The sequence below is a fragment of the Leptospiraceae bacterium genome (assembly GCA_024233835.1).
In the GTDB taxonomy this organism is placed as follows: domain Bacteria; phylum Spirochaetota; class Leptospiria; order Leptospirales; family Leptospiraceae; genus JACKPC01.
Genome location: JACKPC010000002.1, coordinates 844,991 through 869,000, shown reverse-complemented (window position 1 = coordinate 869,000; position 24,010 = coordinate 844,991). Strand labels below are relative to the sequence as shown.

Sequence of the window (24,010 nt, the reverse complement as noted above, 5' to 3'; positions counted from 1 at the left end):
CAAAAAAATTATGTTAAGCTCCTTCGGAAACGTACCGTATATAAAACTGACATAATATAATAGGACATAAGGGTTAGGTGATGGACGAACTCGCACAAAAGAGAAATACATTCAAAAAAGTTTTATCCAGATACGTAAATTACAGGGGTATAGATATAGTTCTTTATTTGAAAGATGGAAGCATCGTCGAATTAGATAAAAATCGGAAGATTGATGGAGATGCGGTAATTAAAAATGAAAAAGACGGAAATGTTTTCCGAATAGAGTTTTCAACAATACAAAAAGCTGAATTTTTTGCAGCCTGAGCAATCAATATCTGAAGGGCACTTGACAAAAATTACCATTTATAATATGCTGTTAAATTGAAATAAAAGTCCAAGGAGTTTAGATGGTAGGTAATTCTCCGAGAGAAGTCGGGATCGTTATTAAAGAAGGGGAATCCATTGAAGGAGCCCTCAGAAGATTCAAAAGAGATTGTGCAAATGCAGGAATCCTCAGTGAAATAAAAAAAAGAGAACACTTCGAAAAACCCAGCGTAATCCGTAAAAAAGCTGTTGAAGCTGCCAAAAGAAAGAGAGACAAAAAAAAACGTATCTTCGCGAAAAAAGATAAGTTATAATTTAATTTAGAGTAAGTTTAAACTGATGTCTTTACAGGCAAAGATTAACGAAGATTTAAAAGCGGCCATTAAGAGAAAGGATCAGAATACGCTTCCTGTACTCAGGATGTTGAAATCTGATATTCAATATGAGCTCGCGAAGACAGGGGCCTCCTCTCTGGATGATGAAAAAGTCCTTTCTATTATAAAAAAGGCTATGAAACAGAGAGAGGAGTCTGCCGGAGAATATGAAAGAGCTGGACGTGAAGACCTAAAACAAAGGGAAGAGCATGAAGCGGAAATTCTTTCTTCCTATCTTCCTCCTCCTTTATCCAGAGAAGAGATTCTGGAGCTTATCGCAAAACTTATAAAAGAAAACCCACCTACAAAAGCGGCTGATTCAGGGAAGTATGTTGGTAAAGCCATGCAAGAATTAAAGGGAAAGAACATAGATGGTGCCCTTGTTGCTCTTCTTGTAAAAGAAGAGATTCAGAAGTTATTCTAACTTAGATTGCAAACCTTTAAAGAATTTGTTGAACGAGTCAAGAGGGAAGTCCGTCTTGAATCTTATATTTCCAGACATATTCAACTCAAGAAACAGGGTAGGCGTTACCTTGGATTATGTCCTTTTCATAATGAAAAGACTCCTTCATTTACCGTTTCACCTGATCTGGGTTTTTTTCATTGTTTTGGCTGTGGAAAATCAGGAGATATTTTTACTTTTGTCCAGGAGTTCGAGAAGGTAGATTTTAATCGAGCCAGGGAAATTCTGGCTGACTATTCCGGTATTCCTCTACAGATTTCTGACCGGGACAAAGATAAACAGGATGAGAAAATTGAACTTTTTTCCCTGAATCGTAAGGCTTTAAGTTTCTTTAAGGCGTCCCTTTATTCTGGAATAGGGAAAGAAGCGAGGGATTATCTTGCTTCTCGTAAAATTTCAGAAAAGGAAGCGGAATATTTTGAGCTGGGCTATGCCCCTCCCGGTTACCAGAATCTTTTACAGGCAGTATGTAAAACTGATAGAGAAAAAAAGCAGGCCTTATCTCTTGGTCTATTAAAAGAGCGAGCCGGTAAGACAGGAGAATATTACGATTTTTTTCGTTCCAGATTGATTTTTCCTATTAAAGATAGGAATGGAAATATTGCAGCCTTTGGTGGAAGAGTAATCGGAGAATCAAATGAAGCAAAATATATAAATAGTCCGGCTTCGATTGTTTATGATAAGGGTAGTTCTTTTTATAATCTTTACCAGGCAGGACCTTCTATTCGAAAGAATCGTAAAGCCATTCTTGTTGAGGGTTATTTGGATGTAATCGGTCTATTTGCCAGAGAAATTGATTACGTAGTGGCTCCACTTGGAACAGGACTCAGTGAGGTTCAGATTCGTACTTTAAGAAGTTATGCAGATGAACTTCTTTTAATGTATGATGGAGATAGCGCTGGTAAGCGGGCTGCGTTTCGAGCGAGCCAGCTTTGTCTGAACGAAAAAATGCCTGTCAAAATTTTTCTTCTGGAAGATGGGAAAGATCCCTTTGATTTGTCCAGGGAAAAGAATAAACTTGAAATCGATAGGTTGATAGAAGATAAATCTCTCGAACTTTCAGCGTTTATTTTATCTGAAATTTTAAGCGGAGTTTCTTCGGGTTCGAGTCCGGAAAAAAAACGCAGGGCCCTCGAAGGTCTTTTCCAATTTATTCGAAACCTAAACTTGAAAACGGATCAGGACATGTATCTGAAATTGTCAGCGGAGAAACTCGGTATCGAAGCCTCTGCACTTTCTGAAGATTTTTTCAGCGGCAGCAAACAAAATAATAATTTTCAAGTCAAAACAAATAATCCCGATACTGAAAAAAAAGTTAAAAAAACTCAGAGCCCTCTTGCTATTTGTGAAAAGCGCTTGATTGCTATGCTTATTATGCATAATGAGCTTTTCGAATATGCAAACCGACTCTCTGAAGTGGATTTTGTCGACGACGACGCTTCGTTTCTCTGGGATTATATTTATACTCTATTTCTTAACGAAGAACAGATTTCACCGGAAGGACTTTTGTCTTCAGATGTTCAGGGAATCAGTATTGATTTTATTGCTGGTTACCTGATAGAAGAAACAGAGCAAAGGGAAAATGTAGTAGAAATTTTTTTGGAACTTTTAGACAGGCACGAACTTTTAAGTCTGGAAGAAAAGATAAAGCGCCTCTCTGTTTTTGAACCTAATATGGTGGAAACTGAGAAAGCAGAAACTATTAAAAGGCTAATGGAATTAAGCATTAAACGTGAAGAACTTAGAAACAAATTACGAGAACGCACACCAGGTCCAGAAAGAGGTTAACGAGAATATGGAAAATTTGCAGAGCCTTCCGGAGGTTCAGAGAATTATTTCTATAGGCAAGACCAACAGTGAAGTGTCATATGATGAAATCAATGATATTCTTCCTGATAAGATTCTGAATTCTGAAAAGATAGACGATGTATTTACTTTATTGCATGAGATGGGAATCGAGGTTGTCGAGGAATATTCCAAAAAAGCCCTCGAAAATCAACAGGCTGCTGCGGCTCCTCCAACTCCTGCAGCACCAGCCGGGAAGGAAGAAAAGCCCAGTCGTAAGAAAAAAGAAACTAATGTAGTGAGTGCTTCTTCTGAGGATCCGATTCGCCTTTATCTGAAAGAGATTGGAAAGGTAAGCTTAATTTCCGGTGAAACAGAAGTCTTTTTGGCCAAAAGGATAGAAAAGGGAGAAAAAATTATTGAAGAAACCATCCTTTCTTCCAGTATTCTGCGTGCTAATTTCCTAAAGTTAATTCCTAAAATTAAAAGCCGTAAAATTAAGGTTTATGAATTGGTTCATGTTGACAAGATGTATGCTCTGAACCAGATAGAAGCTGACAAACTGGAAAAACTGTTTTTTGATAATATGGATTTGATCCAGGGAGAAGAAAAAGTTCTGAATGAGGCTATAAATAAAATACGCAAGTATTCTGAAAATAGCAAGAAATTCCGGGAGCTAAAAGATAAAATTGAACAGGCTACTGCAAGGATCGATGTATGCGTACGGCAAATCGGTGTATCACAAAGAGAGATTCAGAAGCTTTCCCAAAAAATAAAATCCATGGTTTTTCGTATCAAAGAAATCGATCGTCATTTCTTAAAGATTAAAGCCAGATACGGTCATGATGTAAAAGAAATTAAAACTTTTAACCGTTTTATTGAGAAAAATGAAAATATAGAAGACATTGAAAAAATGATGGGTGTCCCGATTGATGAAGTTCGGGAAGTGATTAAGGATATCCGTAATAATGAAAGAAAACTCCGCCGGATGGAACAGGAAGCCGGTTCTCCTACAGATATAATCAAAGAATGGGGAGAAAAAATTATAAAGGGAGAAAGAGAAATCTCCCAGGCAAAAAAGGAATTGGTTAAAGCTAACCTAAGGCTTGTTGTATCTATTGCCAAACGCTATGCTAATCGTGGAATGCATTTCTTTGACCTGATCCAGGAAGGAAATATTGGTTTAATCAAGGCTGTCGATAAGTTTGAATACAAGAAAGGTTATAAGTTTTCTACTTATGCTACCTGGTGGATCCGTCAGGCTATTACACGAGCTATTTCGGATCAGGCAAGAACCATCCGGGTGCCGGTTCATATGATCGAGCAGGTGAATAAGGTCATTCGAGAAGCAAGACTCTTTGTACAGGAGTTTGGACGTGATCCTACTAATGAGGAAATTGCCGAACGTCTGGGTTGGCCGGTTCAAAAAGTAAAAGCTGTAAAAAATGTGGGAAGGGAGCCTATTTCTCTGGAAATTCCGGTCGGTTCGGAAGAGGACTCGGAACTCGGAGATTTTATTGAGGACAAAGAAGTTGAATCTCCCATAAATGCAGCTGCCGGTAGTATTTTGGCCGAGCAAATTCGGCAGGTACTTCAAACCTTGCCTGCAAGGGAACAGAAAGTAATTCGTATGCGTTTTGGTCTGGATGATGGTTATGCGCAAACTCTGGAAGAGGTTGGCTATCAATTCAAGGTAACAAGGGAAAGAATTCGACAGATTGAAGCCAAGGCCCTTCGAAGACTCAGGCATCCAACCCGATCTAAAAAACTGAAAGATTATATTCTGGATTAAACAGATATTTAAACTGTAGCTGCCGCCCTTCGATATGGTATTACTACCTATCCAGGGTCTGGCAACTACGATACGAAGCGATTTTTTAGATAGCCTCTTTCATTTCATAACAGTGTTTTCCTCTTGACTTTCTTTATAAACTTATCAAATATCTGGTATTATGCTGGCACCTTTAAGCAATGAAGTTATTTTTAAAATTGCCTTTACTGACAGAGAAGTCCTGACTTGCTTTGTTAGAGATATTCTTGGCCTTGATGTTATTCTTGGGAATATTGAAACAGAAAAAAGGTTCTCACCTAAGATTGGTAATATCGATTTTGCCTATGATATTTTTGCTGAAACCGAAGACGAGCGATTTATCATCGAAATCCAGAACGTGGAATATGATTACCACTTTGATCGCTTTTTGCATTACCATAATATGGCAATTTCAGAACAACAGAAAAGTTCAAAAGATTACAAAACCAATCAGGTAGTTTATACCATAGTTATTATATCCAGTCCCTATGATGGTCTGGATATAAATGGAAATCCTATTAAAGATGAGGTTCTTATCTCCAGTGCAGATCCGAGAAACCTTATGGATAAACTTGTGCCTATATTTGGTCATAAATTTATTTTGTTAAATCCACACAATAGAACAGATAGTATGCCTGCAAATTATCGCGATTGGTTAGATCTTATCTATGAGTCTATTTATAACCAGGAAAACTATAGGGTAAATTTAAAAAACGAAGGCATAAGGAAAGCGGTTCAACTGATAGACTATGACAGATTATCTCCTTTACAGATTCGTGAAATGAAGGAAGAAGAAGGCAGGAAAGTCGTTCTATCCATGTATGATACACGTGTGAAGAGAGCCGAAGCCGAAAAACAGAAGGCAGAGGAAGAAAAACAGAAGGCGGAGCAGGAAAAAGAAGAAGCAATTAAAAAAGCAGAGGAGGATAAAAGTTTGCTTTATAAGACTATGGTCAATCGGCTTTTTGCCAGAGGACAAAGTTTTACAGAAATTGCAGAAACTACAGGTTTAACGCTAGCTGAAGTTGAGTCTTTATTAAACTCTTCTTCTGTTTGATATGTTAGCATAAGGTAATCTAAAATGAGTATTGCTATAATAGGAAGTGGAATTAGTGGTTCTGTCCTGCAGAAAGAACTACCCGGTTCAGTTGTTTTTGAAAAGTCAAAGACTACTTCCGGGCGTTTGTATACGGTTCAATTAGCTACCAATGAGAAGTTTGATGTAGGAGCGACCTTTTTTCGAGATCCGATTTCGTATTTAGATGGAGGGAGACAGGTTGCAAATTTTTCTCTCAGGAATTACTTATCTTTTCACTGTATGGACTCGGGCTTTCTTTCTGCTGGAGAGGATATCGATCTTTTTTTTCCAAAGACGGGAATGAAGTGCGTGTCAACGGCCTTACTGGATACTAAGAATATTTTCTTGCAGCATGAGTTAGAAAAAATTAGCCGTAATCCGGAAATGGAATCCTGGACTTTAAGCTTTACGAATGGAAAAGAAGCTTCTTTTGATACGGTTATTCTGGCGCAACATTTACCGGGCATTATTTCAAGTTTGAAAAACTCCGGTATTATGACGGAATGGGATAACTTTACTCGGGATTATTCTGAATATACCTCGATTTTGATTATTACCGGACTCTGGAGGAATCTTTCAAATGATTTATTATCTAAGATTCACTCTCTTTCCACTATTCAGGGAGAACGAGGGACAGAGATGGAACTTATTACTCTTGAAAGCAAAAAGTATCCTCCAGAAACCAACACCCTGATTTTATCGATTCAATTTTCCGCTTCTTTTAGTTCCCGTAATCTTGAACGCTGGGTGGATGAGAATTACAAACCCCTTCCTGCCAGTTTTGCAGCCGCAGAATATTTTCTTCCAAGAGCGCTTGCTCTATTAGGCTTACAGGAGTTGGAAGATAAAGTACCGGATGAATTTTATCCACGTAAATGGAGATATGCTTTCCCGGATTCTTCTCTTTTTGAAAGAGAATTAGAGCTTGATTTTTCTTCTGAAAAGTATAGGGCTTATCTTGATATGTGTTATAAAACAAATATTTGGCCTATTGGGGACTGGTTGTGGGGAGGGGATGTGAGTCGCTGCGTGTTAGGCGGTATTGAACTCGCAAAAGAAATAAAAAAAAAGGGACTACCATAAAGTCGAATCTACCGCAGAATCAGTAAATAAACTTCATGAAGGCAATCCCATTAATCACAATTTATCCTAATATAAAATTCGGATAAACTGAAAATTTGCTATATAGATTTTTTTGGGATTGCATTTAATTTTTTAGGGTGATGAGCCTTTTCTTCCTATCCTAACGAAGATTTTTTTTCAAAAGGAAAAAAATATAGACTACCATTCCCACCATAAATACTACACCTGCAAGGCTTCCTACTACGTGCATGTCGTTCATTTGCAACACCTCTCTTTGGTTTTTTTTATAGACTTAAGGAAGAGTATTAGAAGTCAAGTTCAATTCACATCATAACAATTTGCTTTTTCCAATTTTCTGTCGCTCATATAGGATTTTAAGTAATAACGATCTAAAATGAATTCTAATACATCAGAAAGGTTTTCTTCTTTTTTCTTAAGGCAGCTAAAGAAATTTTGGTTTATGAGTAAAATCGAACCCGAATTGGATAATTCAGAAAAAACTTTATAGCTATACGGGTCTGTAGTTTTCTCGAAGGATAAAGTTTTTATTTTTTTACCTGCTTCTAAAAGAGATATAGTAGAAATTGGAAAATCTTTGAATTGAATTATAAAGGAAGCGTCGGGAGTTTTTTGAACTTTTATAGGATATATGTATTTATTAATATTTTCTATATCTAATGTAATGTTTTCCCTGTAAATTTCCTTTTGAAGCGAATGTCGAAACGAAAAGTTCATACCGGAAAAATACTCCGAGTCATAAAACCACACTGTTTTTGTAAAGGCAGCAAGTCCTGAGGAAATGCTTTCTCTATCCGATAAAGGATAGCAACTTTTTTTATCTTTTATCGGGATATAAATTATCGAAGAAAAAAGTCCTTTTTGAATATCCAAAATGAGTGCTTCTTCTTTTGGAAAGAAATCTATTTTTTTTTGTATACAGAGACTATTTGTAGCCGATAGACTTAGGTTTTGTATTGACTCTGGGTTTAAAAAATCTTTAACTTCCGGATAAACACGATAGGCATGTTCTTCCACTCTTTTATATTCTTCTAAAAAATCTTCGATATCTGATGGTTTATAGGAAATTATAAACATTTCGCGGTTATCGTCCCTTGCACTCCTGGAATAATTATAAGAGCCACTGAGCAGAACTTTATTATCAATCAACATACTTTTATGGTGTAAAAGACCTCCATGATAGATTCCATCTTCTTTATATTTATCCTCGTTTCCATCTCTGTATACTTCTATAAAAGGGGATAAGGAACTTAAATATTCACCTTCCGGATCTACGGGAGAATCATAAATAGCTTTTATGAGTACACCTCTTTGAGCGGCTTCTTTCAGAGCATAACTTACAATAGGATCAAAGTGATCAAAAATGAGATAGTGTATTTCTTTTGTTGCTGATTGAATTTGTTGTATAAGTGTATCCTGAATTAGCTTTCCTTTAGATGGAGAATTGATCAGGATATGCTCACCTAAAACTAAAAAACTTTCCGGATATTTTTCTTCTAAAAATTGAAAAACTTGATCCCCCTCTTCAGGGCTTAGATATTTTAGAAAATACGCATTATAATTAGAGCGCAAACCGTATTTTGAAAAATTTCCTGTTCCGAATAAAAAAGAACTTCTATCAACTAAGATAGCTTTTATATGGTGTAAGCCGGAAGCTTTCCATAACTCAATTTGAAATCCGCTTTTTATAAGAAGAGAATAGTCTTTTTCTGTATCTCCTACGATTTTGATTTTTACCCCTCTTTGTCTTGCCTCTTGCAGGCTTTCTATGAGTTTAGGATTATCGAAAGAGTAGGCATAGATCTCTATAGAAGTCTTGGCTTGATTGAGTAAATTCAGAATTATTTCTGTAACCAGATTTTTTTTATCTTCCGGACTATATTTTCCCGGATAAGAAAAATAGATACCTTCAGAAGGAAGATTTGCATCACCAACCATTTGCTCCAGATAAGCTCTCGAAACATTTTTATCCTTAGAGCAACTTATAAAATAAAAAAGGATGATAAAACATAATTTATATAGTGATTGATACATTAGAACCTCATTCCGGCCTTTATACCAAGGCCTTTTGCTTTTATGGGTGCTTCTCCACCTGTTTGCTTTAGGTCGGAGTAGGAAATTGTGAAGTAAAAGTTTTCTTCTTTTTTTTCTCTAAAGCCTATACTGAGTGTAAATTCTCCGAGAAAGTATCGTTCATAGTGGGCCTTGTTCCATACAAGTCCTCCTCCGTACGAAGCTATTTCTTTTTGAGGGACAATATGTTCATAAGATACTCCTAATTCATATTCTTCTATTTGAACTTGAAAACCCAGTTGGGTAAAAAAAGAGTTTCTTCTTGCAGATTTAGTCGAAAAACTTTTTTCCCACGCATTTTCTGTGATCCAGGCCGAGGGGTAGAAATCGAGGAGATTCACTAAGAGTTGAGAAGATAATGGATTCGTTCCCAATCCTGTATATCCTAATTCTAAGATTTCTTTTTCCGCATTTGTTTTATCTGCATCCGGTAGATAGAAGGAGGATGATATGCGAAATAAGGGATTTCTCCACTCTATTTTCCCTGATAACATTTCCCCGCTTACCGGAAGACTACTATCTTTGCGTACGGGATGAAAAAGAGTTTTATCTATTCCTCTGGACACACAGAATAAAAGAGCTGAATCTATTGTACCGAAATTAGTAAACCGCTTATATTGAAGTAATATACCTGAGTGTATCAGAAAATCTCTATCTCCCCTGCCTTTTTTCAGCGGGTCCTCATTGCTGTATTTACCTGCGCTTCCGGTGTTTGTATAATTCAGATAAAAAAGACTTCTCAAGCTATCCTTATCATATTCCAGTTTTAAACCATGTCTCCACATCGCTCCTTTTTGGGACTCAGATTTCTTATTCAGGAATAGATTCTTTTCTAATAATGGAAATGCTCTGTAATAATCCAATAAAGAAAGAAAGAGTCTGGTTCTTGAAGAAAAATTAATTTGAATTCCAAGACCTTCCAGGCCATCGTAATAAGAATTAAAGATCGTATCATAAATAGAATCCTGCTTTCTTCCCAAAAACACGGAGAATGTGGAAAAATTTCTTGAATAGTAAAGATTTTTGCCTGCCCAAAAAAATTGGTTTGCATCCGATTGTTTTCCTCTTTTTACCAGTTGGAAACTTAAATCAAAACTTCGTTCTTTGTCCTCTTCTGAATAGTAAAAATTTGGTACCAGAAGAATATCTGACTCAGATACATATTCTGTTTCTTTTTCTGTTTTCCCGGAAAAACTGCCTTCCTGCCTGAGAAGGATTGTTTCCAGGGAGTATTCTGGCTTAGAAAGAATGGGAAATGTAAATATTAGGAATATAAGAATAATCATAAGTCTTCCTCTATCATATAGTCATTTAGATTCTCACCCTGTTTTCCTTCTATAAGAATGGCACGTTTTCCTGTGGATAGGTTCAGCTTAAAGGGATAAGCGGAATGACGATTTCCATAGGAATGTAGGTGATAGAGTATGCCATCTTTTTCTTCATAGAGATCTATATTTTCTGAAGCGGAAAGCCCATTACCAATAGTTTTAGAGCTTTCTACAGTCCAGACTGCGAGCGGAAGATTTCCTTTTAGCGGAAGCTTTACATCTCTTGCATCGGGATCTAATACATAAGCACAGTCTCCTTTACCTAAACTTTCCTTCTGTAAGTTAAATCCTTCTTGGGTAGACAAAGGATTTATATCAGGATATACAGAAAAAAAATCTCTTAGTCTATCGGGTGAAGATGTGTCTTCGATTATAAGCTGATTTGCAAAAACCGTTCTTTCCTGTAAGTTGCATATCCTTACCCATTCATTCTGACTGTTGAGAGGAATGGGTGATATCGCATCAATAAAAATATTGGGAGAATATGCGTAGCTTATCGAATCTATACCATCTATTTCCCGGTAATACAGACTGTTGGAATAAGAAAATATAGGAAATAGAATAGGGGAGAATTCAGAATGTTGCAAGGGAATCAAATATTTATTGTCCGTAGCAGGAGCTATCGAATATTCTTTGACAGACAGGTTAAGCTTTTGTCCGTGTAAAGAATAAGGTGATACCAGTCCCTGCATATGGTTTATCGTATATAAAAAAGAACTAAAATAATTATCATTTCCCGGACTGGCTAAAAAGTGCTCTCCGCAGTTTCCAATATTTTCCGGGTTCTGAGAACTTAAATGAAAATTATCCATTGGGGTTCGACTAAAAGAGGCTCGAATTTTATTGGAAGTATCATTTAAGCCTTCATTTTTAGATGGATTGTAATCAAGTGAATCCAGTAAGACTCCGGTGTTCATATCAATAATACTAATACTTGTTTTTTGATTTGGTAAGGTGAAATCGGAATCTCTAATGGAGTTCGGTATTGAAAAGCAAGTATTTTCACTTCTCTGGATTGTGTGAAAAACTTCCTCATTCAGGACTAAAAAATAAGTTTTTCGATTATCTGAATAATCTATATTTATTTGAATAGAACCCGGGCCCTTGCCTTTTAATTCGAGGAATTCTTCTTCCGGTAAGGACTCTCCTTCCAAAGAATAGCTACCCATCCAGGCTACTTCGTTAATCTGAATAGAGTGGATAGAAGAGGAAACGGGATTTTTTTCACCGGGACTCATGGAATGAACAGCTAAGGTACCGGGGCTGAGTAGAGGAGAAATATAAGCATTATGAAAAGCATATTTAGTATTATCAAATATTATAGAATGAAAGTGTCCTTTTTGATCTTTATTTAATAGAAATTCGTTTTCGGAAAAACCGGGAAATAGTAGTCTCTCTTCTTCTTTAGATTGTAGAGAAATTCTGGAAGAGGTTTTTAAAAAGATAAGATTTCTTTCTATTAATTGTGGAACGGAATAAAGATATTTTTTTCTACCGAAAGTATAGAACCCCTTGCTGATTGTTTGAGTTCTACAGCTAAAGGGAACTTTATGAGTATCAATTTGTAGGTAAATTTGTGTTGCTGAACAGTCTTTTTCTCCTCTGTATTCTAATTCTAAAAATTTATCGTGATAGGAAAGTCCTTTTCCTGTGTAGAAACCACTGTAATTTATCTCACTTAATTGAAAATCTTCCGGCTTACATACATTATCATAACTTTCCATCAGGTTTATACCAGGATTCATACAGTCGCTAAGGTCGGGGTATAATGGATTGTGCTTAGAATTGTCCTTTGAGTTTACATGGTAGGAGAAATATTCATCTTCCCAACTATCCTGAAATTCAGGAGGAATTGGATATTCTTGTATCGCATAGTCGTTAGCTAATGTAATAGTAACACCGGTTTTTAACTCCTTCCAGTTTTCAGATTGAGTATGAATCGAGTTAAGTTTTGAATCTTCATCGCTAAAAAGCTTTACTGCGGAGGGAAGCATAAAGCCTGAAGTTTGGGAGAATACAGTGCTATCATTTAGTTTTATAGAAAGCGGATTTAAGCAAATGCTTTTGTCAGGAAAGGGATTTTGAATTTCTATAAATTTTGAGAAAGCCGATGAGGATGAAATAGAAACTTCTGTTAATACTGGTAAATCCGGAATACATTCTTCTTGCAATTTTTGATTTTTTGATTTTATGCTTTCCAAAAATATACTTATATTCTGATATAATTCCGAATCTTTCAAGAATCGAAAAGCAAGGTAGTGTCGCTTATAGGAGCTAAATTCGGCTTCTCTTGCAAATAAAATGAGATAAGCTTTTTCTTTCAGGAGAAATAGACTGAAGTAGTCAGAAGCAAAACTTGTTTCTATATGGGAAGAATTTTCCTGGTTGAAATAAATTCCTCCTGTAATATTTTCTTTTTTAAACTTCTCTTTTAAAAATATATCTCCCAGTAAGGCCTTTTGTCCTTCTTCTTCCCGGAATAAGTTCAGAAGCTCTGAAGAACTGAAATAAGAGTAAAAAATTTTACCGTATCGACTATTTAGTTCTCCAGTTGATCTCTGTTTTCCTTCTTTTTGCCTGTAAAACTGGGAAAGCAAATAAGAAAGATTCTCTCCTTCCGAGAGGGGAAAACATAAGCGAAAACGTGGTCCCCATTCCTTTTCCCAGAGAAACGAAGGCCAGGAAAATAAGCAGACGACTTTTTCATTTTTATACAGAGTCGGACCCGCTAAATTTTCCGCTTCCTGTGAGTATTCCTCCTCCGGACGGAAGGGAGGAGTCGCGTAATAGAAGGACAAACCTTCTGCTGTGTTTTCTTCGAGGGAATCGAAAGAGAAAACAGACTTTTTCCTGGAGCCGGGAGCACAGACAGCAGTCAGGAACAAAAGAAAAATTAAGTACCTCATATAATAAAGGGTTTGAAATTTGCACTTTGGAACAAAAGTTTTCAAAAAAAATGATTTTTTCTATACAAAAAATCCTCTTATCTCCATATTACTTTGAGAAGATGGAAACGGAAAAGGATACCAGCATCGCATATCTTGAGTCTCTATTAGGAGACAATCTGCCGGAGACTCTTACCGGTCTTTCGGAAGATACTCTTGGAGAAATTCGGAAGCTCGTTGACCAGATTATTTACTTGCAGACGGCAGGGGTTGATAAGGCTTTTGAAATGACAGGTGTCACGATAAAATTTATACCCGGCTTTTTACTCTATTCCCTGATAAAGTCCTACATAGAACCATCTGTTGCTGCAAGAATCACCAGGGTATTGGAAATCAAAGAAGTGCTGCGCATTGCTTCAGGTCTTTCTCTGGATTATTTAGGAGAGACCCTCATTTACATGCAGGATGAATTAGCCGCAAAGACCTTGCTGGCTATGGAAGACAGAAAGGCTGCTGATATTCTGTATTATGTTTTTGAAAAGAAGCCCTTAAAAATCCTCGATATCTGTGTTTTTTTACCGGATAATAAACTTTCCCGGTTATTAGGAAAAATAAATTTAAATATATATAATGCTTTAAGTATCCATTCTTCCAGTCGTGAGCATTCATTGAAGCGGCTTCTCAACATTTTGTGATTTATGAACGCTGATACCCTCGGAATTCTCTTAATGCCTTTTACCTATGGCTTCATCGGTTGGGTAACCAATGTCTTAGCGCTTCGCATGACCTTTTATCCTCTCAAATTTGTGGGTATTCCACCTTATCTGGGCTGGCAGGGAATTGTTCCCAGGAAGGCTCCGAATCTTGCACTAAAATCGATAAAGATAATGACCGAAAAGCTGATTCGTCTTGAGGAGTTTTTTGCAAAGGTAGATCCGGAGCTTATGGAAAAGGACTTTCAGCCCATAGTAGATGCGATGATTCCACAAATATGTGATGAATTATTACATGAAGTTTTTCCTTCTCAGATGGATACTTTAAAAGAACAGGAAGATCTGATTATTGCGGAAGTGAAGCTTCGTTCCTCTCATGCGGTAAAAGAAATTAGCCAGAAAATAAAGGAAAACCCTTCCGGTGTATTCAATTTTCGTTCTCTGGTTCTTCGTAAGCTAACCGGCCCCAATGTCGAGCAGATTGTTGAGATCTTTGAAGAAGTGGGTTCTAAAGAGTTTTCTTTTATCGAAAAAAGTGGATTTGTATTCGGAGCTATACTGGGTGGTATGCAGGCACTTCTGTGGTTGGTTTATCCTCAGTGGTGGACTTTACCTCTTCAGGGTGTCTTTGTGGGCTTTATAACGAACTGGCTGGCTCTTACTATGATTTTTCGTCCTCTTAATGAAAAGAGATTTGGTTTTTTTGCTTACCAGGGTTTATTCTTAAAGAGACAGGAAGAAGTCTCGAAGAAATATTCCCAGCTTTTTGCTACAAAGATTCTAACCGGTTCCAATGTAATGGAAGAAGTTTTATATAAACGAGTTGCCAGGAAATTGATAGAAACAATCCTCAAAGTAAGTGGAGAAATTTTAAAAGAAACTCCGGCAGAGGGTAGGGAATTTAAAGAACTCCAGGAGGAAGTAGTAGAGTCTCTAAAAAAAGCTTCAAACCAACTGGAAAAATACATGGAGAGGGCTATGTCTATCGAGAAAAATATGTTTTCTCGGATGAAAGCCTTGCCCCCGGAAGAATTCGAGCCTATCCTTCGCTCTGCTTTCCAGGAAGATGAATACATTCTAATTCTTATTGGTTCGGTCCTGGGGGCCGTTACAGGTGGCTTACAGGCTGTCTATATGTTATATTTTTCTTGAATTTCGTAAAAAAACTCTGGAGGGTCGCGGCTCTCGGAAAAAATGAGGGCTTATAGAACAGGCAGATAAAGGCTAAAGAAATATTTCTTGAAAAAAACGGTGAAACAAAAAATCGTCAAAATTTAACTGTTTACAGGTAATTATATGATATCAAATGAAATGAAGCAGGTATTGGAAGCTTATAATGAGGGTCTTACTCAGTATAAAATGAGGAATTTTGACAAAGCTCTGCAAGCATTTCAAAAAGCTGCTTCCATTCGCCCGGATGATGGGCCTTCTAAAGTTTACATAGAACGATGTAAGGAATATATACAGGAACCTCCCCCGGAAGACTGGGATGGAGTTTACGTAATGAAAACGAAGTAATTATGAGTAAAAAAGCAAATATCGTAACAGAACACGGAACTATCTCCACAACTTTAGGGAAACACACCAGTTTTAACGGTGTTTTAACCTTTAAAAAACCTCTTCAGATTTCGGGAGAATTTTCGGGAGAAATTATTTCTGATGGTTATTTATTAATCAGTGAAGGTGCTGTAGTACGGGCCAATATCAAAGCCCATACTGTAATTGTGGGGGGGCATGTAACCGGAAATGTGATTGCTACCGAAAGACTGGAAATGTTATCTACCGGAAAAGTCATCGGAAATATCAAGACAGCAAAATTACAAATTGCTGATGGAGTTGTTTTTGATGGGAATTGTGAGATGATTTACGACACCTGAATAAAAATATTGACTTGAGGTATTTTATTTATTTACTGGTTATTTTCAGGTATTTGAAACTTGTTCTGTGAAGCGTTCTATAGGGGAGACCCTGTTTATTCTCTTTATGGGACTTTTAATCGGTGCAGTGTTGGGTATTCTTCTGGACAGGTTCCTCGGAAAATCGTTTTTTTCAGTAAACCTTCTACCTGAACCGGTTTATTTAGAGTTATATATTATAAAACTAGAGATACAATTGAATGCAGGAAGCATCATTGGCCTACTGTTAGTCAGTTATATCACATTCAAAAAGAGGTATTGAATGTCTGTAATTTCGATGAAAAGTTTACTGGAAGCCGGAGTTCACTTTGGACACCAAACTCGCAGGTGGAATCCAAAGATGTCCCCTTATGTATTCACCGCAAGAAACGGAATACATATTATAGACTTGCAGAAAACTGTACAGAAAACAAAAGAAGCGTATGATGCGCTAAAACACCTGACTTCTCAGGGTAAGAAGGTTCTCTTTGTCGGAACTAAGAAACAGGCAAGGGGAGCTATCGAGAGAGAGGCCCAGAGATGCAACATGTTCTACGTATCAAACCGCTGGTTGGGTGGAACCCTTACAAACTGGAATACGGTTAAAAAGAGTATTGCCAGACTTAAGAAATTAGAGTCTATGGAGCAAAACAATACTTTTGAAACTGAGGCCCGTACAAAGAAAGAGCAATTAGGTTTGCAAAGAGAACTTGATAAACTCAGAAAGAACCTCGGCGGAATTAAAGATATGAATAGTTTGCCGGACATTCTCTTTGTAATAGACCCTAAAAAAGAAGAAATAGCTGTCAAGGAAGCCAAAACTCTGGGATTAACCGTATTTGCAGTGATCGATACAAACTGTGACCCTGAGCTAATTGATTATGCTATACCCGGAAATGATGATGCCATTCGTGCTATCAGTCTTTTTCTGGAAACAATGGCTAATGCCATTATCGAAGGAACCGGTGGTCAGGTAGTTCAACCTAAATTCAGCGATGAATTTGATGTGGATGCTCTTACCAATAGTATGGACTACAGGGGAGAATACGACGAAGAAGGCCGTTTCATTATGGATGAAGACACCACATATAGTGATGAGTATACATCATCTGATGTGGGGGAAACTAATGAAAAAGGTGAGAAAATACTGATTAGTACCAGTACGGCAGATAATTTATCTGCAAAGAAAGCTGATTCTGAAGAAGAAGTAAAACCAGAAGAAGCTGCAAAACAAGAATAATTTAGCGAGGGAATGATTTGGTATCTACTGACCAGATAAAGGCTCTAAGGGAAAGAACGGGTGCAGGCTTACTGGACTGTAAAAAAGCTCTGTTAGATAACGATGGTGACATTGAAAAGGCGATAACCTTTTTAAGAGAAAAAGGCCTGGCAAAAGCAGCAAAGAAAGCTGACAGAGCTACGAAAGAAGGCAAAGTTATCGCCTACATCCATATGAATGGTAAGATCGGAGTTTTGCTCGAACTTAACTGTGAAACCGACTTCGTAGCAAAGAATGAGGAATTTGAGGCTCTTGGAAAGGACCTCTGTATGCAGATAGCTGCTGCTTCCCCTGAATACCTGGCAAAAGAAGACGTTCCAAAGGAAGTTCTGGATAAGGAATCTCAGATATTAAGAGCTCAATTAGTGGAAGAGGGAAAACCGGAAGCCGTTCTGGATAAAATTATTCCGGGAAAACTTGAAAAGCTTTATTCTGAAGTTTGTCTTCTCGAGCAACAATATATCAAAGATAATAAAAAAACTATTACTGATGTTCTGAAAGAAGCTATTGCAAAATTCGGAGAAAATATTACAATAGGAAAGTTTTGCCGCTACCAGATTGGTGCATAAACCTTGTCGAAAGAGAGAAAGACATATAATAGAATTCTGATTAAGCTATCGGGCGAAGCTCTTGCTCCGGCGGAAGGGGAGTTTGGGATAGATGGAGAAAAAGTTCTCGCCCTTGCAAAAGAAATTCAGAATATTCACGGAAAAGGAAAAGAAATCGCCATTGTAGTAGGTGGTGGAAATATTTTTCGTGGAACTACAGGAGTAACAAAGGGTATTGAAAGAGCTACAGCAGACTACATGGGTATGCTGGCTACTATTATTAATGCCCTTGCTTTACAGGACGCCTGTGAAAAATTAGGTCTTTATACAAGGGTTCAATCGGCCATTGAAGTTAATTCTACTGCCGAGCCGTATATTCGACGAAGAGCTGTAAGACACCTTGAGAAAAAGAGGGTTGTCATTTTTGCAGGTGGAATCGGCAGCCCTTATTTTACAACTGATACTTCAGCCAGCCTCAGGGCAATTGAAGTTGGCTGTGAAGTGATTTTGAAAGCCACCAAGGTTGATGGAGTTTATACGGATGATCCGAAAAAGGTTCCTGATGCCAGACGCTATTCTACACTTTCTTTTCAGGAATCCATTACCCGAAGACTTAAAGTTATGGATCAAACTGCTTTGAGTCTTTGTATGGAAAATAACCTCCCTGTCATTGTGTTTGATATCTTTAAGCAGGGTAACTTAAACAATCTTATAGAAGGAAAGGAAGTTGGTACTTTAATATCAAATTCTGTTGAGGTAGTAATCGATGAGTGACGAATTTATTTCTCCCTTTGAACAAAAAATGGAAAAGACCATTGAGGTACTGAAGAAGGATTTTATTCAAATTCGTACCGGAAAAGCCAATCCGGCTATGGTTGAAGATATAAGGGTGGATTATTATGGAGCTATGACTCCCCTGATGCAATTAGCTACAATTTCTGCACCTGAACCCCGGATGATTATGATCAGTCCTTTCGATAAATCTTCTATGAAAAATGTTGAAAAAGCTATCCTTGCTTCCAGCCTCGGTTTGACTCCAACCAATGATGGTGTAGCGATTCGTATTATCTTACCTGAATTAACAGGAGATAGACGTAAAGAATTGGCGAAGATTGTAAAACAAAAGTCGGAAGAAAAAAAAGTAGCAGTTCGTAATATTAGAAGGGAAATGATGGATGCTTTGAAGAAACAAACGGATATGTCTCAGGATGAGTCTAAAAATGTTTCTGATAGGATTCAGAAAATAACCGATTCTTATATCGCTCAAATTGCTTCTTTAACCGAAGAAAAAGAAAAAGAAATTACCACCGTATAAAGCTTTGAGTTTTAGTCCGGATAAACTACCTGGCCATGTGGCCATTATCATGGATGGAAATGGCCGCTGGGCTAAGCAGAGGGGGCTGGAACGAAAAGATGGGCATAGAGAAGGTTCTAACGCAATAGATCGTCTTCTGGATGTTTCCTTAGAGCTGGGCCTGAGAAATATTTCTTTATACGCTTTTTCTACTGAAAATTGGAGAAGGCCACCTTCTGAAATTACTTCAATTTTTAAATTATTAGATGAGTTTGTGGATAAGAAGCTTGATCGACTCATTGAGAAAAATGTCCGGGTGCATCACTCAGGCTCTCGAAAAAGAGTTCCTTCCATAAGCCTGAAACGAATTGACACCGCGATTGAGAAGACATCCCATAATACTGCCTTACACCTGAACTTTTGTTTGAATTATGGTTCTATGGATGAAATCTGTACCGCCTTTAATCGACTTTTAGATGAACGAAAAAAGAAAGGTAAAACCCTCGATTCTAAGGTAAAGCCTTCTGATTTGGAAAAGCATTTATATACTTATCCGCTCCCACCTGTAGATCTTTTAATTCGTACCGCCGGAGAAAGAAGACTTTCAAATTTTTTGTTGTGGCAATCTGCTTATGCTGAATTGTATTTTACAGAAACGCTCTGGCCGGATTTTAATAAGGAAAATCTATTGGATGCCCTGAACTGGTATTCGGGTAGAGTAAGAAAATATGGTGGGCTTGTATGAAAGAAACATTTAATAGAATCCTTTCGGCGGTAATATTATTACCTATTTTAGTCTTTTGTATCACCTATAAGGGTATGGATTATTTACCTCTGTACGCTTTAGGTCTCATTACACTTTTTTTGGGTGTTTCAGAGTTTTATGGCTTTTCGGATAGAGGGCTTGAGGGGAAACCTTTTCGTTTAACCGGGTATTTCTTCGCTTTTCTTATCTTTACTTTGTATTATTTACGTTTTTTAAATCAGCAACCCTTTGTGGAAGTTTCCGGTTTTTTAAAAACTATCGCCGGCTATTTTGGTGCCGGTTATGACTTAGTGGTTCCGGCTATTTTCTTATTTTTCGTGGTTGTTTTTTCTATGCAGGTGATTCTCAGACCTCTCGAGGGTGCCATTTTTACAGTGGCCTCAAGTGTTTTAGGTGTATTATACCTTGCGGTTCCTCTTGGCCATTTTATGCTAACTCTTAGTTTGAAGAATGGGATTTTTTATATCTGGTTTATTGCCGGTTTAACTATGATTACCGATACAGGTGCTTACTTCGGAGGACGCTGGCTCGGTAAGCATCCTGCCGGTTTGAAAGTATCTCCCAAGAAAACCTGGGAAGGTTATGTAATGGGAGTGATTTCAGCGGTTCTTTATGTTCTGGCTTTGAAATATATCTGGTTAGCGATTACCGGTGTAGAAGCTCCTGTAGGATATGTAGAATCAGCCATTCTGGCTCCAATTTTTGCTTTTATTTCCGTAATGGGAGATTTATCTGAGTCTGCTATGAAAAGAGATGCGAAAGTGAAAGACTCTTCTTCCGTTATTCCGGGTCATGGTGGTTCTCTGGATGTGATTGATGCCATGCTCTTTACGATACCCATTTTTTACTTCTATCTAAAACTGAAAGAAGTTCTCGGAAATCCCATTTAAGGAGGATGAGCTTGTGCTAAAATTTCTTTTTACTATTTTTCTTATATTCCCGATTCTTTATTTTCCTCTCAATGCCTATGTGTTTGATATGAAAACGCATATAGGAGAGAAGACCGATCTTTTACCTTTAAAAATAGGAACTGCCTTTTTCTTGAAAGCAGCCGGACATACCCTCTTTAGTGTAGATGAGGATTATGCAGTATGGCTGAAAAACTACAAGAAAGAGAAAAAAGACGGGGTCTATTCAGTTGAATTTACCGTTTCTGTGAATAAACCCTCTCTTTTACTGGAAAAACAATCTTTATATGAAAAGCGGCTTGCCTTTACCTATAAGGAAGGGGAGAACCATGCTGTAGAGATGGATACAGGTTTACTCGGAATATTAAAAGATAAGCTCAAACATTATTCGGTAAATGCTTACCAGGAAGCCAGTATAGGTGGAAGTATGGCCTCTAAAGAGGTTCTTTCTTTTTTAAAGGAAAAAGATCCGGAAGGTAAAGGCATTTCCAATTAGGATGAAAAAGATATGTTTACTCGGAGCTTCCGGTTCTGTCGGAAGTTCCAGTCTGAAAATTATTCGAAAATTTTCGGAATTCTTTGAACTTCATTCTTTCAGTGTGCATTCAGGTATTGATACTGCAAAAAGTATCATTGAAGAATTTTCTCCCAGATTTTTGGTTGTTTCCTCAGATTCTGTTGATAGAACTATTCTGGGTAGTAAATTAGGAAAAACTGAAATACTCTACGGAAGTTCCTTTTTAGAGACTATTGTATCGGAGCCCGATGTGGATGTGGTTCTGACTGCCATTGTGGGAAGTGCAGGCCTATTACCTACAGTAGCAGCGATTCGTGCCGGAAAGAAAATTGCAATAGCCAATAAGGAAACTCTGGTAACCTCCGGTCCTTACATAAAAAAGCTTCTAAAAACCTCGAAGAGTTCTTTGATTCCCGTTGATTCTGAACATAATGCCCTGTTTCAACTTTTAGAAGGTCGAAGTCCTGATTTTATTCATTCTATTACACTTACGGCTTCCGGTGGCCCATTCCGTGAATTAGCCCTCGACAAGTTTTCATCAATTACATTAGAAGATGCTTTACAACATCCTACCTGGAAGATGGGCCCGAAAATCACGATTGATTCGGCGGGAATGATTAACAAGGGTTTGGAAGTTATTGAAGCCCATTATTTATTCGATTTAGATTATGATAAAATTGAAGTAGTCGTTCATCCGGAAAGCATTGTGCATGGTTTAATCGAAACAAAAGATGGAGCTTCCATCTTATATGCTTCCTATCCGGATATGATATTCCCTGTAGCCCATGCACTTTTTTATCCATCCGAAACTCCGAAGCGTCTAATAGAAAGTAAAGCCTTTAGCTGGAAGAATTTACGCTTCTGGGCTCCTGAATCCGAAAGGTATCCGGGACTAAAGTTAGCCTACCAGGCAGGGAAAAATGGGGGAACAGCTCCGGCTATATTCAATGCTGCTAACGAAGAAGCCGTGCAGTGGTTTATTGAAAAACAAATTTCTTTTACTATGATTCCAAAACTTATTGAAAGGGCTCTGGAAACGATTCCGGTAAACTTCCCGGAAGATTTGGAGTCTTATATCGAAGCCGATAAAAAGGCAAGGCAAATTGTGAGAAAGTTCATAAAGGGAGTATTATAATGCTTCTAATTATTTTAGGTTCAGTTTTGATGTTAGGGGTCTGTATTTTTATACATGAACTCGGACACCTTCTTTGCGGAATGCTCGTAGGTGTAAAAGCAAGAATATTTTCAATTGGTTATGGAAAAGGGATCTGGAAAAAAAGGGTAGGGGGAACTATCTACCAAATAACCGGTATTCCTATTGGTGGATATGTCATGTTTAAAGGGGATAATTATTCGAGGCGTTTAAAAGGACAGAAGGGCGAACTTTTATCTACTCCTCCCCTGAAAAGAATGGTTCCGGTTATCGGAGGTCCTCTTTTTAATTTGATTATGGGCTTTCTTATCTTTTTTGTGCTGGCCTTAACCGGAGATAATTCGGCCGGAAATAAAATATTTATCGATCCTTCTGATCATGATTACTCGAGAGCTTATAAAGCAGGTCTTCGCAGCGGAGATGTTATATTATCGGTTAATGGAAATGAAACAAAAGACTTTGAGGAAATCTTTACTCACATAGGTCTTTCTGCTGGAGAGCCTTTACTCATAAAATACCGCAGGGGGATGGAAGTAAAGGAACTCAAGGTTAATCCGGATGTTTATTCGGCAGGAGGAAGGCCTACTATCGGTATCCAACCGGCTGGAAAAAGAAATGTGGTGGTTACTTTTAAGTATTCTGAACAATTTCAATACTGGCTAAAGAATACTTTTAAACCGAGGGAAGAACAATTAAAAGCAGATAAAAAGCTGTTGGAAATCCAAAACAAAACGGTTCCTACTCATAGGAGTAAAAAGAAACCCAAACAAAGAACAATGGCGATAGCTTATCTGAATGATGGGGATGTTATATTAGAAGTTGAAGGTGAACCTATTCAGACAGTAGGTGAATTACAAAAAGTTTTAGGCAAATACCAGAATCAGGAGGTCAAGATAAAAGTTGAAAGAAAGCTTTACCCTCTTCTTACACCCTGGTCTACTGAGCTTGTGGAAGTGAAAGTGCCGGTTCGAAAAGCTACTATATTAGAGTTTTCAGAAATAACCGATGCAAAATATTCCTCTCTTTCGGTTCCTTCTTTTTCTATTCCGAGTTATGATCCTTCTATTAAGAAGACTCTTCTAAACTTAAAGATAGAAGGTAAGTCTTTTAAAACCTTTGATGAGTTAACTGAATTTATAAAGGAGAAAGAATCCGAATCCGTTTTGAAAATGAAAGTTGGAGATCTGGAATATACAGCTTCTGTGAAAATAAAACCTATAGGGCTTTTGGGCTTTCGACCCGGTATGAAGTTTGAACCGGAAGTGAATCAACAAGATGTGGGAGTTTTCCAGGCTATCAAAATTTCTACTGAAAAAGTATATAAAATTGTAAACACTTCTTTTATCGGAATTAAGATGCTCTTAACCGGTTTACTCTCTCCCAAAGACAATTTATCCGGACCAATCGGAATAGTTCAGGTTGCCGGTATGAGCCTTGAGTATGGCTGGCAAACCTATCTTGATTTTGTAGCGAAAATATCCATAGCTTTAATGTTCATGAATCTTTTACCTATACCGGTAGCAGATGGAGGACATCTGGTTTTATATCTTTATGAAGCGATTGCCGGAAGACCTGCACCCCCCGGAGTGATTAATGCTATTTTTCGTTTGGGTTTCTTTTTCTTATTAGGTCTGGGTATATTAGTATCTTATTATGATATAACCCGCTTTATGTAATAGTCTGAGCGAGCTATAACTGCTTCGATACTAAAATTATTGACAGATTTAAATTTATC

Annotated in this window: 24 protein-coding genes; 21 read left to right on the top strand and 3 right to left on the bottom strand. The window is 37.5% G+C overall.

All coding sequences use genetic code 11. The features are described 5' to 3' along the window. Positions 1-80 precede the first annotated feature (80 nt). The 7 genes from H7A25_13090 to H7A25_13060 all read left to right on the top strand — a co-directional run bounded on the left by H7A25_13090 (position 81) and on the right by H7A25_13060 (position 6,898). The gene (locus H7A25_13090; protein ID MCP5500836.1) at positions 81-305 is read left to right on the top strand and encodes a hypothetical protein; all 225 of its coding nucleotides are present in this window, start codon (positions 81-83) and stop codon (positions 303-305) included. 83 nt (positions 306-388) lie between these two features. Continuing rightward, the gene (locus H7A25_13085; GenBank protein MCP5500835.1) at positions 389-619 is read left to right on the top strand and encodes a 30S ribosomal protein S21; all 231 of its coding nucleotides are present in this window, start codon (positions 389-391) and stop codon (positions 617-619) included. A gap of 25 nt (positions 620-644) precedes the next feature. Then, complete coding sequence (locus H7A25_13080; protein MCP5500834.1) at positions 645-1,103, top strand: GatB/YqeY domain-containing protein; 459 nt, start codon at positions 645-647, stop codon at positions 1,101-1,103. A 6-nt stretch (positions 1,104-1,109) separates the two neighbouring features. After that, positions 1,110-2,930, top strand: a complete 1,821-nt coding sequence (dnaG, locus tag H7A25_13075) for a DNA primase (GenBank protein MCP5500833.1) — start codon at positions 1,110-1,112, stop codon at positions 2,928-2,930. A 7-nt stretch (positions 2,931-2,937) separates the two neighbouring features. Beyond that, positions 2,938-4,719 carry an RNA polymerase sigma factor RpoD gene (gene rpoD, locus H7A25_13070; GenBank protein MCP5500832.1) on the top strand — a complete coding sequence of 594 codons (1,782 nt, stop codon included), beginning with the start codon at positions 2,938-2,940 and terminating at the stop codon, positions 4,717-4,719. Between the two features lie 160 nt (positions 4,720-4,879). After that, complete coding sequence (locus H7A25_13065; GenBank protein MCP5500831.1) at positions 4,880-5,794, top strand: PD-(D/E)XK nuclease family transposase; 915 nt, start codon at positions 4,880-4,882, stop codon at positions 5,792-5,794. Positions 5,795-5,818: 24 nt separating this feature from the next. Further along, positions 5,819-6,898: an FAD-dependent oxidoreductase gene (locus H7A25_13060; GenBank protein ID MCP5500830.1), complete on the top strand. Its 1,080-nt coding sequence runs from the start codon at positions 5,819-5,821 to the stop codon at positions 6,896-6,898. Between the two features lie 318 nt (positions 6,899-7,216). Here the strand turns inward: H7A25_13060 and H7A25_13055 are convergent, their stop codons facing one another. From H7A25_13055 to H7A25_13045, 3 genes are read right to left on the bottom strand one after another with little or no spacing between them, the layout of a single operon-like run. Continuing rightward, a complete protein-coding gene (locus tag H7A25_13055) occupies positions 7,217-8,950 on the bottom strand; it encodes a hypothetical protein (GenBank protein MCP5500829.1) in 1,734 nt (577 codons plus the stop codon). Then, the gene (locus H7A25_13050; GenBank protein MCP5500828.1) at positions 8,950-10,275 is read right to left on the bottom strand and encodes a hypothetical protein; all 1,326 of its coding nucleotides are present in this window, start codon (positions 10,273-10,275) and stop codon (positions 8,950-8,952) included. Before H7A25_13050 ends, H7A25_13055 begins: the two co-directional genes overlap by 1 nt. After that, a complete protein-coding gene (locus tag H7A25_13045) occupies positions 10,272-13,223 on the bottom strand; it encodes a hypothetical protein (protein MCP5500827.1) in 2,952 nt (983 codons plus the stop codon). Before H7A25_13045 ends, H7A25_13050 begins: the two co-directional genes overlap by 4 nt. 101 nt (positions 13,224-13,324) lie before the next feature. On the opposite strand from H7A25_13045, the gene H7A25_13040 reads away from it, so the two are divergent. From H7A25_13040 to H7A25_12975, 14 genes are all read left to right on the top strand, one after another. Further along, positions 13,325-13,897 carry a hypothetical protein gene (locus tag H7A25_13040; GenBank protein MCP5500826.1) on the top strand — a complete coding sequence of 191 codons (573 nt, stop codon included), beginning with the start codon at positions 13,325-13,327 and terminating at the stop codon, positions 13,895-13,897. 3 nt (positions 13,898-13,900) lie between these two features. Further along, on the top strand, positions 13,901-15,067 hold the full coding sequence (locus tag H7A25_13035) for a DUF445 family protein (protein MCP5500825.1): 1,167 nt from the start codon (positions 13,901-13,903) through the stop codon (positions 15,065-15,067). 144 nt (positions 15,068-15,211) lie between these two features. After that, complete coding sequence (locus tag H7A25_13030) at positions 15,212-15,433, top strand: tetratricopeptide repeat protein (protein ID MCP5500824.1); 222 nt, start codon at positions 15,212-15,214, stop codon at positions 15,431-15,433. Positions 15,434-15,435: 2 nt separating this feature from the next. Continuing rightward, positions 15,436-15,792 (top strand): polymer-forming cytoskeletal protein, encoded by a 357-nt coding sequence (locus tag H7A25_13025; protein ID MCP5500823.1) that lies wholly within the window; start codon positions 15,436-15,438, stop codon positions 15,790-15,792. Between the two features lie 67 nt (positions 15,793-15,859). Further along, positions 15,860-16,093, top strand: a complete 234-nt coding sequence (locus H7A25_13020; GenBank protein MCP5500822.1) for a hypothetical protein — start codon at positions 15,860-15,862, stop codon at positions 16,091-16,093. Next, positions 16,094-17,050, top strand: coding sequence for a 30S ribosomal protein S2 (gene rpsB, locus H7A25_13015; protein MCP5500821.1), 957 nt, complete (start codon positions 16,094-16,096; stop codon positions 17,048-17,050). It begins immediately after the preceding gene. A gap of 17 nt (positions 17,051-17,067) precedes the next feature. Next, on the top strand, positions 17,068-17,658 hold the full coding sequence (gene tsf, locus H7A25_13010; GenBank protein MCP5500820.1) for a translation elongation factor Ts: 591 nt from the start codon (positions 17,068-17,070) through the stop codon (positions 17,656-17,658). Between the two features lie 3 nt (positions 17,659-17,661). Next, on the top strand, positions 17,662-18,411 hold the full coding sequence (locus H7A25_13005) for a UMP kinase (protein ID MCP5500819.1): 750 nt from the start codon (positions 17,662-17,664) through the stop codon (positions 18,409-18,411). Next, positions 18,404-18,952 carry a ribosome recycling factor gene (frr, locus tag H7A25_13000; protein ID MCP5500818.1) on the top strand — a complete coding sequence of 183 codons (549 nt, stop codon included), beginning with the start codon at positions 18,404-18,406 and terminating at the stop codon, positions 18,950-18,952. The genes H7A25_13005 and frr overlap by 8 nt, the downstream gene beginning before the upstream one ends. 4 nt (positions 18,953-18,956) lie before the next feature. Further along, entirely contained in the window at positions 18,957-19,676 is a 720-nt protein-coding gene (locus tag H7A25_12995) for an isoprenyl transferase (GenBank protein MCP5500817.1), read from the top strand. Then, the gene (locus tag H7A25_12990; GenBank protein ID MCP5500816.1) at positions 19,673-20,587 is read left to right on the top strand and encodes a phosphatidate cytidylyltransferase; all 915 of its coding nucleotides are present in this window, start codon (positions 19,673-19,675) and stop codon (positions 20,585-20,587) included. The genes H7A25_12995 and H7A25_12990 overlap by 4 nt, the downstream gene beginning before the upstream one ends. Positions 20,588-20,600: 13 nt before the next feature. Further along, positions 20,601-21,101 carry a hypothetical protein gene (locus H7A25_12985; protein MCP5500815.1) on the top strand — a complete coding sequence of 167 codons (501 nt, stop codon included), beginning with the start codon at positions 20,601-20,603 and terminating at the stop codon, positions 21,099-21,101. 1 nt (position 21,102) lies between these two features. Then, positions 21,103-22,257, top strand: coding sequence for a 1-deoxy-D-xylulose-5-phosphate reductoisomerase (locus H7A25_12980; GenBank protein MCP5500814.1), 1,155 nt, complete (start codon positions 21,103-21,105; stop codon positions 22,255-22,257). After that, positions 22,257-23,951: a site-2 protease family protein gene (locus H7A25_12975; protein ID MCP5500813.1), complete on the top strand. Its 1,695-nt coding sequence runs from the start codon at positions 22,257-22,259 to the stop codon at positions 23,949-23,951. Before H7A25_12980 ends, H7A25_12975 begins: the two co-directional genes overlap by 1 nt. Positions 23,952-24,010 lie beyond the last annotated feature (59 nt).